The sequence below is a fragment of the Mesorhizobium sp. LNHC252B00 genome, assembly GCF_000502955.1.
Taxonomy (GTDB): domain Bacteria; phylum Pseudomonadota; class Alphaproteobacteria; order Rhizobiales; family Rhizobiaceae; genus Mesorhizobium.
Genome location: NZ_AYWO01000007.1, coordinates 102,511 through 115,711 on the forward strand (window position 1 = coordinate 102,511; position 13,201 = coordinate 115,711).

Below are 13,201 nucleotides of genomic sequence, written 5' to 3' on the forward strand. Positions count from 1 at the left end.
CGGAAGCCAATACCGAACCTCGATTGCTGAACAGATGGATCTGCATCCATGACCAATTCCACGGAAGAGAAGCGGCCCTTCAACCTGTCGCGCTGGGCAATCGGCCACCCCGCCATTGCGCGGTTCCTGTTTGGCCTGATCATCATTTCCGGCGCGCTCGGCCTGATGCGCATGGGCCAGAAGGAAGATCCCGATTTCACCTTCCGGGTCATGGTCGTCCAGGCAATCTGGCCGGGCTCGTCGATCCAGGAGATGGAAGACCAGGTCGTCAACAAGATCGAGCGCAAGCTGCAGGAGACGCCGCATCTCGACTTCGTCCGCTCCTTCACCCGCGCCGGCAGCGCCATCATCACGGTCCAGATCAAGGGTGACACCAACACCGCCGAGGTGACCGACGCCTTCTATCAGGTGCGCAAGAAAGTCGGCGACATATCAGGCGACCTGCCGCAAGGCCTGCTCGGCCCCTATTTCAACGACGAATTCGGCGACACCTTCATCACGCTGCATTCGATCAGCGGCGACGGCTTCAGTTATCCCGAGTTGAAGAAGTTCGCCATCCAGGCGCGCGACATGCTTTTGACGACGCCCGGCGTCGAGAAGGCCGTCATCATCGGCGATCAGCCGGAAAAGCTCTATATCGACGTCTCGTCCAAGGCGCTCGCCGAACGCGGCCTGACGCTGACCGATCTGCAGAACGCGATCAAGGGACAGAACAATGTCGATCCGGCCGGATCCGTCGACACCGGCACCAATTCGGTGCGCATTGCCGTCGAAGGCGACGTCGCCAAGGTCGAGGATATCAGGAACCTGCGCTTGCGCGCCGGCGGCCAGGTCACAAGGCTGGGCGACATCGCCACGGTGACTTCAGGTCTGGAAGACCCGTTCCAGCGCAAATACCGCTTCAACGGTCATGACAGCGTGCAGCTTGGCGTCGTCATGGCCAAGGGATTTAAGGTCACCGATGTCGGCAAGGACGTCGAGGCCACCTACAAGCGCTTCGAGGAGACGCTGCCCTATGGCGTTTCGGTCGACCAGATTTCCGATCAGCCGGGCGTCGTCACGGATGCGGTGGCCGAGTTCATGCATGCGCTCGGCGAAGCGCTGCTGATCGTGCTCGTCGTCTCGTTCCTGTCGATCGGCTGGCGCTCGGGCCTGATCATCGCCATCACCATCCCGCTGGTGCTCGCTGCCACCTTCGCCATCATGTACGAACTCGGCATCGACCTGCAGCGCATCTCGCTCGGCGCCCTGATCATCGCGCTCGGCCTGCTTGTCGATGATGCCATGATCGTCGTCGAGATGATGGAGCGGAAGCTGGAAGAGGGGCTGGTCAAGATCGAGGCGGCAAGCTTCGCCTATTCCTCGACCGCCTTCCCGATGCTGACCGGCACGCTGATCACCACGGCCGGCTTCATCCCGGTCGGCTTCGCCGCCTCGACGGCCGGCGAATATGTCCGCACCCTGTTCTATGTCGTCGGCATCGCGCTGGTCGTCTCCTGGTTCGTCGCGGTGTATTTCACGCCGTGGCTTGGCAACATGATCCTCAAGCAGCGCAAGCATGCTGGCAGCCACCACGACGCCTTCGACACGCGCTTCTATCGCCGGCTGCGCGGAACCGTCGGCTGGGCGGTGCGCCATCGCATCATCGTCCTAGCCATGACTTTGGTCACCTTCGGCACCAGCCTGTGGGCCTTCCAGTTCATCCCGCAGAACTTCTTCCCGCAATCGTCGCGTCCGGAAATCCTCGTCGACCTCTGGCTGCCGGAAGGCACCAGCATCAAGGAGGTCGAGGCACAGGCCAAGGCGCTCGAAGCCAAGATGATGGACGACAAGGACAAGCGCTTCATCGCTACCTATATCGGCGAAGGCGCGCCGCGCTTCTTCCTGCCGCTGGACCAGCAGCTGAGCAACCCGAACTTTGCCCAGCTGCTCGTCATGGCCAATGACGAACCGGCCCGCGAACGGCTGATCGTCAAATTGCGCACCGTCCTGGCCGAGGATTTTCCGTCGATCCGCGCCAAGGTCGACCGTCTGTTCCTCGGTCCGCCGACCGGATGGCCGGTGCAGATGCGCGTCATGGGGCCGGATCGCCAGGAGGTGCGCCGCATCGCCGACCAGGTGAAGGCGAAGTTCAGCGAGGATCCGCTACTCGGCGCAGTCCATGACGATTGGCTCGAGCCGGTGCCGGCCATGAAGCTGGACATCGACCAGGATCGCGCCCGTGCGCTCGGCGTCACCTCGCAGCGCATCCGCCAGACGCTGCGGGCGGCCATGTCCGGCGTGCCGCTCGACGACTTCCGCAACGGCGAGGAGACGGTGTCGATCGTCGCCCGCGAGCCGGATGCCAGCCGCAGCCTGCTGTCCTCGGTCGACTCCGTCTATATTCCGACCGATTTCGGCGGCTCCGTGCCGCTGTCGCAGGTGGCCAAGGTTGTGCCGGTGCTGGAGCAAGGCATCGAATGGCGCCGCGACCGCTTGCCGACCATCAGCGTGCGGGCGACGCTGCCGGATGGCGTGCAGTCAAACGACGTCATCACCAAAATGTACAAGGACATGCAGGGCCTGCGTGACGGGCTGGCGCCCGGCTACAAGATCGAGATCCAGGGCGGTGCGGAGGATTCGGCGGAAAGCCAGGCTTCGATCGCCGCCAAGGCGCCGATAATGCTGGCCGTCATCGTCGTGCTGTTGATGATCCAGCTGCAGCATTTCGGCAAGGCGATGCTGGTTCTGGCGACCGGTCCTCTCGGCATCATCGGTGCTGCGGCGGCCCTTTTGATCAGCGGCGCGCCGTTCGGCTTCGTCGCCATCCTCGGCGTCATCGCTCTGCTCGGCATCATCATGCGCAACTCGATCATCCTGGTCGACCAGATAGACCAGGACATTGCGAGAGGCATGGACCGCTACGAAGCGATCGTCGGCTCGGCCGTGCGCCGCTTCAGGCCGATCGTGCTGACAGCGATGACGGCGGTGCTTGCACTGATCCCGATCTCGCGCGGCGTGTTCTGGGGGCCGCTCGCCTACGCCATGATGGGCGGCATCCTCGTTGCCACCGTGCTGACCATCCTGGTCCTGCCGGCGGGCTACGCCCTGTTCTTCGGCCGCGAGCCCAAGAGGATTGCCGCGAAGGAAGACGATTTGGCATCCAGCAAAGTAGCCGAAAGGCCTCGACTGGCCTTGGCGGCTGAATAAACGATATCGGCCGGTCGAGTTTCGACCGGCCGATTGTCCATCCTGTTAAGGCTTTCCGCTGCCGGCCTTTTCGGGAAGTCGTCAGATGACGAAAAACCAGTTGGCCAGCAGCATCACCACCACGCCGGCGACCAGCGTCAAATAGGGCAGCATGCCCGCCTTTTTGACCGCGAGGTCGGCTCCCGTCATGCCGAGGTCGGCCAGCATGTGGTCGGGGAACTTGCCCTTGTCCTGGACGTAGTGGCGGAAGCAGAACACCGGGATGATCAGCGCCGCTGTGATCAGTCCTGCCCACAGCGCCATCGGGTTCCACACCTTGGCGCCGGCGCCCATGAAGATGGCGTTGACATAGGCGAAGATCGCCCCGATCCCGAGCAGCCAGCTCGGCGCCTTCCAGGGCCGCGCGATATGGCCGTTGTCGATGCGGTGGATCCAGCCGGCGTTGAGGTTGAGGAAGTTGAAGATGATGTAGCCGCAGTTCGACACGGCGAGGATGAAGAAGAAGCTCGTCGCGTCGGCCGAGGCGATGGCCAGCACGATCAGGTTGAAGACGAGATCGGTCCACATGGCGCGGGTCGGTGCGCCGTGCTCGTTGACATGGCTCAGATAGCGCGGCAGCCAGCCGTCGACCGAGCCCTGGTAAAGCGTGCGCGAAGAGCCGGCCATGGCGGTCATGATGCACAGCACCAGCGCCAGGATCATCAGCATTACCAGCAGGCTGTGGATCAGCGCGCCGCCACCGACCATGCCGGCCAATGCGTCGGCGACGCCGGAGCCGTCGACGATCGGCGTGGCCAACATGCCGTTAAGGCCGAGCACGCCCTGGAAGGTGAAGGGCACCAGGATGAACAGCAGCATGCACAAAAGGCCGGAATAGAAGATCGCCTTGAAAGTGTCGGTACCGGGGTTCTTGAACTCCGAGGTGTAGCAGACGGCGGTCTCGAAGCCGTAGGTCGACCACGCGGCGATGAACATGCCGCCGAGCACCAGCGTCCAGCCAGCGATATTCCAGACGCCGGGTTCTGGCGCATAGGCAGCCGCCAGCGGTACAAATGGCGAAAAATTCGCCCAGTTGATCTGGCCGGTGATGATCGGCACGACGCCGACGATCAGCATCGGGATGATGACCAGCAGGCCGATATACTTTTGCACGTTGGCCGTCCCGAGGATGCCGCGATGCTGGATGGCGAAGATGATCAGCATCAGCACCGCGCCGATGAAGAAAGTCGCGTTGAACGTGAACGAGACCGGTCCCAGCGTGTGGCTGTAGAGCGTCCAGTTGCGGATCGCCGGCGTTGCGGCGGCTGTCACCGCCGTGATGGCGTCGGCGGCACTCGTTCCGGCATGCGCGGCGATATAGGCGACGACATCCGGCGAGGCGTCGGTGAACAGCGGCACCGGCGCCAGCGCGTTGAGAATGTAGGCGGCGGCGATCGAGCAGCCGAGCGACAGCACCGGCGACCAGGCGAACCAGTTGCACCAGACCGACAGCGGCGCGATGAATTTGGAATAGCGCAGCCAGGCCGTGGCGCCATAAATCGAGGCGCCGCCGGATTTGTTCGGGAACAGGCCGGCGATCTCGGCATAGGTGAAGGATTGCAGGAAGCCCATGATCATGGAGGCGATCCAGATCGCGAAGGCCAACGTTCCGGTCGTGCCGGCAATGCCGCCGATCGAAAACAGGACGAGGGCAGGGACGCCACTCGCCACCCAGAAGGCGCCGCGCCAATCGATATTCCGGTGCAGCTTGCCTTCTGCAAGCGGCTCCAGGGCAGTCGTTATCGTGCTCATGTGTCTTTGTTCCCCTTTTTTGATGTTCCCCGTTCGTGACGGCCGCGACTTCGCGAGGCTTCATCATCGACGCACGCATTGAGCGACTGCGTGTTTCCACTCAGTCGTATTTTTTTCTTAACAGTGAAGATTGATCCGACACGCTTTCAGGTCAAGCGTTTTGTGAAGCCATGCACATCACGCTTGTGAGCGTAGGATTCACGCGACCAGTGAAATTACAGACCGGCCGACCTGTTTGTCATGAAAACGGTCCTCATGAGCGCGGTTTTATCTTCTGCGGATCGTAATGTGCGAAGGCAACGACCCGCGCCGGCAGCCGCTTGGCATGGCCATCGAGCTTGCCGATCTCGACCTCGGTGCCAATCGCCGAATGAGTGACGTCGAGCCTGGCCAATGCGATGTTCTTGTTCAGCACCGGCGAACGCATCCCTGAGGTGACGACGCCGATCTGGGCGCGGCCGACATGCACACAGTCGCCGTGGCCGACTGCGACATTGGCGTCGATGTCGAGCCCGACCAGCTTCGTCTGCGGGTGCTCCTTGCGGCGGATCAGCGCCTCGCGGCCAATGAAGTCATCGGTCTTGCTTGTCAGCGGCACGGTAAAACCGATGCCGGCCTCGAACGGATCGGTCTGGTCGGAGAATTCGTAGCCGGCGAAGATCAGCCCGGCCTCGATACGCACCATGTCGAGTGCCTGCAGCCCCATCGGCTTCAATCCGTGCGGCTGGCCGGCCTCCCAGATAGCGTCGAACACTTTTTCGGCGTCGCGCGGATGGCACCAGATCTCGTAGCCGAGCTCGCCGGTGTAGCCGGTGCGCGAGACGACGACCGGAATGCCGTTGCCCCCACCGATGCGGGCGACGGCGAAACGGAACCATTCGAGCTCGTCGATCGACGGCTGCAGCGGCGACGTCCAGATGACTTCACGCAGGATGTCGCGGCTCTTCGGCCCTTGCATGGCGACATTGTGCATCTGGTCGGTGGAGGAACGCACCAGCACGTTGAGCCCCAGCTTTGCCGCTGTCTCGCGCAGCCATTCGCCGGACAGATCATCGCCGCCGACCCAACGGAAATTATCCTTGCCGAGGCGCAGCAACGTGCCGTCATCGATCATGCCGCCATGCTCGTAGCACATGGCGGAATAGACGACCTGGCCGACGCCGAGCTTCTTGACGTCACGGGTCAGCGTGTACTGCAGCAGCGCTTCGGAGTCGGGACCAGTGACCTCGAACTTGCGCAGCGGCGACAGGTCCATGATCACCGCATCCTGCCGGCAGGCCCAGTATTCGGCGATCGGTCCGTCCTTGGCGAAGGAGTTGGCCAGCCAGTAGCCCCTGTACTCCTGGAAGTTGCGGGTGTGCTTGGCAAAGCTCGAATGAAAGGAGGTCTCGCGGGTCATTTTCGGTTCCGAATCAGGCGTCATGCGTCTGGCGATCGCTCGCGAGAATTTGTGCTGGCCGGAATAGGTGCGCACATGGATGTCGGTCGGGTTCCAGCCATTGGCCGGCGTCGTGTCGTCGGGACAGGCGGAGGAAACGCAGACGATGTCGGTGAGCGCGCGCAGCAGCACATAGTCGCCGGGCCGCGACCATGGCTCATCGGACACCATCACGCCACGCGCGTCGATCGCGGTGTTGAAGAAGAAGTTGATCGCCATCCAGCCGGCACGAGGATTGACGCCTCTGTCCGCCAGCGCGCGATTGAAATTCTCCGAGCAGTTGGCGTGGCCGGGATAGCCGATATCGTCGTAATATTTGGCTGCGCAGGCGAGCGCGAACGCATCATGCCGACCGCATGTGTCCTGCACCACTTCGACCAGCGGCTCCATGTCCTGGTCGTAATATTTCGAATGCAGGCCGGGCATCGGATAGCTCGCACCCATCAGCGTGCGGGTCGTCGTCACGTCGAGTGGCTGGTCGAAGCCCTTGTCCAGCTTGCGCGCCGAAAAGCACTGGAAGTCGGTGCACTGGCGCCCATCGACATCGATGATCTGCAGATAGTCGCCCGCCTTGACGAAATAGGACTGCGCCGTCGCCGAATGTACGCGCAAATCCAGCACCGGATCGGCCAGCGGATCGGCCAGTTGCGATTTCGCCGCCGGGCGGATCGTGGCGCGGCGCACGATAACCGTGAGCGGAGTCGCCGTGTCATGGCCATCGACCAGCATCGGCCCGCCGGGCGCGGCGACGACCATCGAGCCGTCGCGCGCGACGGTGAAAGCCTGCTCGGTGCCGGCAGGCGTGGAACCGCCGAACACGCGCACCGCCTTGGCCTGGTCCAGATGCACCTGCCGGCGCGCGAGCCCGCCCCGCAGGGATGCGAGACTATCGTCGCCCTCGGCCAGCAGCGCCTTGATGCCGGCCGCATTGCTGTTCGATGTTTCTCCAAAAATGTCGGAGCCGGTCGCGCCGGTCTTGTCCCAGGCCAGCAATTCGCAGGCCTGGCCGCCCTCGACATTGCGCACGGTGATCGTATCGCCGGCCTCGATGTCGATCAGCACCGCGCCGTTGCCCTGGATCGTATAACGCTCCATGCCCGGCGGCAGCGCAATCTGGCCGGGCCTCAGGATGAGGCTCGGCCGGGGCGGTCCGGCTGCAATTGCGGGGTAGGGCGACTGGCTCATCTCTGCCTTGCGGTTCGAGAAACAAGTTTGCCTGTGTGTAAAATTATTTTAGCAGCAAGAATAGCAGTGCGGTTGGGTTTGGCAAGGCGGAGGTGATGCTGGCTCCCCCTTCTCCCCCTGTGGGACCCACAGGGGAGAAGAGAAGACCGCTACGCCAGTTCTGCGGAATGGCTGACAGCAACTCCATATTCCGCAGCCGAGTCGAGCATCGTGTGCCAAAGGCTTTCGGCAAAGGTCGCAAACACCAGCAGATTGAACACCGCCAGCCCATCCGGACGATCGCCGCCGCGCCAGAGCGTGACGCTGGTGTGGTCCATCGAGGTTGCGGCGGCAGCGCCGATCGGAAATGCTCCCGCGTGCAGATCGATCGACGACAGTTTCACCAGCATCATCCGGGCCTTTGCTCCGGAAATGCTGATCATGGCGCGCGCATGCGACTGGTCGGACAGCGAGGCGGCACCGGACAATGCCGGCGCCAGCGTATCCATTGCGTGCTTGCCGCCCTTCGACAGGACGAAGAACTGATCCGGTCCCGACCAGATAAGCGTGGCCTCCTGAGCCTGTATCGCCTTCGGCGCATCCGGGGCCGCCACGTCGAAGCGGGCCATGGCCGCCTTTGCCAGTTCGGCCGCTTGGCCGCGCCGCGCCATCACCTGGATCAGGTCGAAGTTGCGTATCTCGGTCAGCCAAACGCCGGCCTCGATGCTGCTTGCACCATGCCGACCGGCGACCAGCGCGTGCTCGAGGGGGCTGCGGGGAGCCCAGGAAAACTCAGCCACGCTGGCGCCCTCCATCGGGATCGTAGAAGACGGGATTGCACAGCTCGACATCATAGTCCTCGCCGCGCAATGGGTCATGCGCGTGTACGATCTCGCCGATGCGCTCGCGGCCGCGTTCGACAAGTGCGAGCCCGATCCATTGGTCCGATGTCGGCGAGAAACAGACCGAGGTGACATAGCCCTGGTCGTTGCCGGGGCCAGGTGTCTGCCCTTTCGGAATGACGTGCGCGCCGGAGCGTAAGCGGCGGGCCTTGTCGGCCGGCTTGACGCCGACAACGACCTGGCGATCCGGCGCGACCAGCGCCTCGCGCCCCGCCATGACGCGGCCGATATAGTCCTTCTTGGTCGACATCATCTTGCCCAAGCCGAGATCGGCCGCCGTCGTCGTGCCGCTCAGTTCCGGTCCGGCGATGTGCCCCTTTTCGATGCGCATGACGCCGAGCGCCTCGGTGCCGTAGGGTGTGACGCCGAATGGCGTGCCGGCCAGCATCAGATTGCGCGCCATGGCGTCGCCGAAGCGTGCCGGCACCGAAATCTCGAAGGCCATTTCACCGGAGAACGAGATGCGGAACAGCCGCGCCTTGAGGCCACCGCGAAGGGCGACTTCGCGTGCGCCCATGAACGGGAAACCCTCGTTTGAAAGGTCTTCCGCCGGGTCGACGATCTCCCTGAGCAGGTCGCGCGTTTTCGGGCCTGCGATCGAGAATTGCGCCCACTGGTCGGAGACGGAGGTCAGTTGCACATCGAGGTCCGGGAACAGTACCTGCCGGCAGAATTCGAGATGCTGCATCACCAGGCCGGCCTTGGCGGTGGTGGTGGTCAGGAAATAATGATCCTCGGCCAGCCGCGACGTGGTGCCGTCATCGTAGACGATGCCGTCCTCGCGCAGCATCAGCCCGTAGCGGGCTTTTCCCACCGCAAGGCTGGAGAAGGTGTTGATGTAGACGCGGTCGAGGAAGGCGCCGGCATCCGGGCCATGCACGTCGATCTTGCCGAGCGTCGAGACATCGCAGAAGCCGACGCCGCCGCGCACCGCCTTGACCTCGCGGGTCACCGATTCCAGCCAGTCCTTTTCGCCGGCGCGCGGATACCATTGCGCACNGCGCACCGCCTTGACCTCGCGGGTCACCGATTCCAGCCAGTCCTTTTCGCCGGCGCGCGGATACCATTGCGCACGCTTCCACAGGCCGGTGTCGACGAAGATCGCACCCTGTTCGGCCGCCCAGTGATGCGACGGCGTCAGTCTTGTGGCGTGGAAAGTCTCGTCGCGATGATGGCCGGCGAAGGCGCCTATGGCGACCGGCACATAAGGAGGCCGGTAGATCGTCGTCCCGGTCTCGGGAATGGAGCGGCCGCTGATCGCAGCCATGATGGCGAGGCCGGCGACATTTGAGGTCTTGCCCTGGTCGGTCGCCATGCCGAGCGTCGTGTAGCGCTTCAGGTGCTCGATCGATTCAAAGCCCTCGCGCTGCGCCAGTTCGATGTCGGAAGCGGTGACGTCGTGCTGGTAGTCGACGAAGGCCTTTCCCTTTCCGGCGACATGCCAGAGCGGTGTCAGTGAAAAGGCCTCGTCGTCGGCGACAGGAACGGCGCCCGCCATCCCATTGTGCCCCGCGTCACGCGCCGCGGCCATGCCGGCGGCAAATCCCTGGCTCAGGCAGGCGCCGAGCCCGAAGTCGCCGTTCGCGGCGCCGGCGGCAATCATGCCTGGAGGAACGCCGTCCGGCACGAAGGCGGCGATGTCGTCACGCCATTTCGGCCGTCCGCGATGATACGAGGTCAGCCCGACAGCCGGGTTCCAGCCACCGGAAACGGCGAGGCCGTCGGCTTCGACCTCGGCGCGAGCGCCGCCCGTCAGCGACACCGCGATTTTCCTGACGCCGCCCTTGCCGCCCTCGACACCACTGACGGAGCCGTGCAGCACCGCGAAGCCACCCCTGGAGGCGAGCGATCGGTGGGCTGGAGATACATCAGGGCGCGCATCGATGACCGCCGCGATCTGCAGTCCGGCGCCAAGCGCGGTCTCGACCGTGCGCCAGCCATCCTCATTGTTGGTGAACAGCGCGATGCGTCTGGCCGGCGTTGCAGCGTAGCGCGCGATGTAGGTTCGCATGGCGGAGGCCATCATCACGCCGGGCGTGTCGTTACCGGCAAAGACGATCGGCCGTTCGATGGCGCCGGCCGCGACGATGCAGCGCTTGGCCACGATCCGCCACAGGCGCTGACGCACCTGATGCTCGGGCGGCGACGGCAAATGGTCGTTGACCCGCTCGATCGCACCATACGTGCCGCCGTCGTAGACGCCGAACAATGTCGTGCGGGTCATGGTGCGGACGTCGGGCATATCAGCCAGTTCTGCCAATGACCGAGACAGCCACTCGGCTGCCGGCAAGCCATCGATCGTGCCGCCGTCCGACAGCAGACGGCTGCCAAGCGTGAAATCTTCTTCGCACAGGATGACGCGGGCGCCAGAGCGGCCGGCGGCCAATGCCGCGGCCAGACCGGCCGGACCTGAGCCGGCGATCAGCACATCGCAGTGTGCCCAAGCCTTGTCGTAGTGGTCGGGATCGGCGACGCCGGCGGCGCGGCCAAGGCCGGCGGCACGGCGGATCGCCGGCTCATAGATCGCTTCCCAAAACTTCGCCGGCCACATGAAGGTCTTGTAGTAGAAGCCGGCGACGAAGATCGGCGCGAACAGCTGGTTCACAGACATTACATCGTGGCGCAGCGACGGCCAGCGGTTCTGGCTCGCGGCTTCCAGCCCGTCATAGAGTTCGGCCGTGGTCGCCTTGGTGTTCGGCTCGCGCCGAGCGCCTGTGCGCAGTTCGACCAGCGCGTTGGGCTCTTCCGAGCCGGTGGTGAGGATACCGCGCGGGCGATGGTATTTGAACGAGCGGCCGACCAGCTTGACGCCATTGGCGATCAGCGCCGAGGCCAGCGTGTCGCCCTGGAAGCCGGAGAAAGCCTTGCCGTCGAAGCGGAAGGTGAGCCGCGCCGAGCGGTCGATGAGACCGCCGGATGTGAGGCGATGGGATTGGGACGACGTCACGACTGCCGGCCTTCCGTGAGTTCGATGAAATGCGAGACGGTTGCGCCGCCTCTTACCCTCCCCCTTGTGGGGAGGGTCGCTGCGCAGCAGCGCGGTGGGGGTGCGGCACCGCCCCCCACCCGGACCTGCGGTCCGACCTCCCCACAAGGGGGAGGTGGAGCGCTGGCGCTTTTCGCGACGGCTATGGTCTCGACAGGAAAACTCATTTCGCGACCTGCCTCGCCCCAGCGCCGGTCGCCGGCTCTACCGCCGAAATTTCGTGCGTCAGCGTGTTGCGGGTGACATTCAGCCAGGCCCGGCAGCCGTCGCCATGGTACCAGTATTCGCTGGTTTGCCCGGCGACGTTGTCGCGCAGATAGACGTAGTCGAAGACCTCGTCTTGTGAGGCGCCGGCTTCGGGCCGCACCGGCTTGGCGTCGCCGAGATAGGTGAACTCGCCGAGTTCACGTTCGCCGCAGAAGGGACAGACAATGCGCATGCTGTTCTAGACCGCCTTCAATGCAGGTTCGGTTGGGCGCCCTGGCCCTTTTCGTCGATCATCGCACCAGTCCGGAACCGGTCGAGGCGGAACCTTGCAGCTTCTCCGTGCGATTCATCGCGGGCCAGAAGGTGGGCGAACACGAAGCCCGAGCCCGGCGTCGCCTTGAAGCCGCCATAGCACCAGCCGGCGTTGATGTAGAGCCCGTCCACCGGGCTCTTGTCGATGATCGGCGAGCCGTCCATCGACATGTCCATGATGCCGCCCCACTGGCGCAAAAGACGCACACGGCCGATCATCGGCATCAGCGCCATACCGCCCTCGCAGACGTCCTCCATCACAGGCATGTTGCCGCGCTGGGCGTAGGAATTGTAGCCGTCTATGTCGCCGCCGAAGACCAGGCCGCCCTTGTCGGATTGGCTGACATAGAAATGGCCGGCGCCGAAGGTCATGACGCCGGGGATAAGCGGCTTGATCGCCTCGGAGACGAAAGCTTGCAGCACATGGCTTTCGATCGGCAGGCGCAGGCCGGCCATCGCCGCGACGCGCGACGAACTGCCGGCGACGGCCATGCCGACCTTACCGGCACCGATTTTGCCACGCGATGTCTCGACGCCGGTCACCTTGCCGTTGGCATCACGGGTGAAGCCCGTCACTTCGCAATTCTGGATGACGTCGACGCCGAGCGCACTTGCCGCATGTGCATAACCCCAGACCACCGCATCGTGGCGCGCCGTGCCGCCGCGCCGCTGCAGGAGCCCGCCTTGCACGGGAAAGCGCGCATTATCGAAGTTCAGGAACGGTATCATCTTCCTGACCGCGGCGAGGTCGAGCAGTTCGGCATCGATGCCGTTGATGCGCATCGTGTTGCCGCGCCGTGCATAGGCGTCGCGCTGCGCGTCGGAGTGGTAGAGGTTAATGACGCCGCGCTGGCTGACCATCGTGTTGTAGTTGAGGTCCTGCTCCATCCGCTCCCACAGCTTCATCGACAGTTCGTAGAAGCCGGTGTTGCCGGGCAGGCCGTAATTGGAGCGGATGATGGTGGTGTTGCGGCCGGCATTGCCGGAGCCGATCCAGCCTTTCTCGAGCACGGCGACGTTTCTGATGCCGTACTCGCTGGCCAGGAACCAGGCGGTTGCCAGCCCGTGGCCACCGCCGCCGATGATCACCACGTCGTAGTGATCCTTCGGCGTGGCGTCGCGCCATGTGCGTTGCCAGTTCTTGTGGCCGGAAAGGGCGGCGCGGACGAGCGAGAAGATAGAATATTTCATCAATTCATTCCGAGGCCGCTC

At 64.0% G+C, this 13,201-nt stretch carries 7 protein-coding genes; 1 reads left to right on the forward strand and 6 read right to left on the reverse strand.

The window, feature by feature from the left end; translation table 11 throughout:
• Window positions 1-48 precede the first annotated feature (48 nt).
• Window positions 49-3,189, forward strand: coding sequence for an efflux RND transporter permease subunit (locus tag X744_RS158110; protein WP_023759000.1), 3,141 nt, complete (start codon window positions 49-51; stop codon window positions 3,187-3,189).
• A gap of 81 nt (window positions 3,190-3,270) precedes the next feature.
• Here X744_RS158110 and X744_RS158105 read toward each other — a convergent pair whose 3' ends face one another.
• The 6 genes from X744_RS158105 to X744_RS158080 form a co-directional block, all read right to left on the reverse strand.
• Window positions 3,271-4,980, reverse strand: a complete 1,710-nt coding sequence (locus tag X744_RS158105) for an APC family permease (protein ID WP_023759001.1) — start codon at window positions 4,978-4,980, stop codon at window positions 3,271-3,273.
• Between the two features lie 253 nt (window positions 4,981-5,233).
• Window positions 5,234-7,603, reverse strand: coding sequence for an aminomethyltransferase family protein (locus X744_RS158100; protein ID WP_023759002.1), 2,370 nt, complete (start codon window positions 7,601-7,603; stop codon window positions 5,234-5,236).
• 149 nt (window positions 7,604-7,752) lie between these two features.
• Window positions 7,753-8,382 (reverse strand): sarcosine oxidase subunit gamma family protein, encoded by a 630-nt coding sequence (locus X744_RS158095; RefSeq protein WP_023759003.1) that lies wholly within the window; start codon window positions 8,380-8,382, stop codon window positions 7,753-7,755.
• Entirely contained in the window at window positions 8,375-11,431 is a 3,057-nt protein-coding gene (locus X744_RS158090; protein WP_023759004.1) for a sarcosine oxidase subunit alpha, read from the reverse strand. The genes X744_RS158095 and X744_RS158090 overlap by 8 nt, the downstream gene beginning before the upstream one ends.
• 202 nt (window positions 11,432-11,633) lie before the next feature.
• On the reverse strand, window positions 11,634-11,909 hold the full coding sequence (locus X744_RS158085; RefSeq protein ID WP_023759005.1) for a sarcosine oxidase subunit delta: 276 nt from the start codon (window positions 11,907-11,909) through the stop codon (window positions 11,634-11,636).
• Between the two features lie 17 nt (window positions 11,910-11,926).
• Window positions 11,927-13,180 (reverse strand): sarcosine oxidase subunit beta family protein, encoded by a 1,254-nt coding sequence (locus tag X744_RS158080; protein ID WP_023759006.1) that lies wholly within the window; start codon window positions 13,178-13,180, stop codon window positions 11,927-11,929.
• Window positions 13,181-13,201 lie beyond the last annotated feature (21 nt).

Bases quoted from the DNA above. Each gene is read 5' to 3' on its own strand.
- X744_RS158105 (WP_023759001.1), bottom strand. From the start codon at position 4,980: ATGAGCACGATAACGACTGCCCTGGAGCCGCTTGCAGAAGGCAAGCTG.
- X744_RS158080 (WP_023759006.1), bottom strand. From the start codon at position 13,180: ATGAAATATTCTATCTTCTCGCTCGTCCGCGCCGCCCTTTCCGGCCAC.
- X744_RS158085 (WP_023759005.1), bottom strand. From the start codon at position 11,909: ATGCGCATTGTCTGTCCCTTCTGCGGCGAACGTGAACTCGGCGAGTTC.
- X744_RS158100 (WP_023759002.1), bottom strand. From the start codon at position 7,603: ATGAGCCAGTCGCCCTACCCCGCAATTGCAGCCGGACCGCCCCGGCCG.
- X744_RS158110 (WP_023759000.1), top strand. From the start codon at position 49: ATGACCAATTCCACGGAAGAGAAGCGGCCCTTCAACCTGTCGCGCTGG.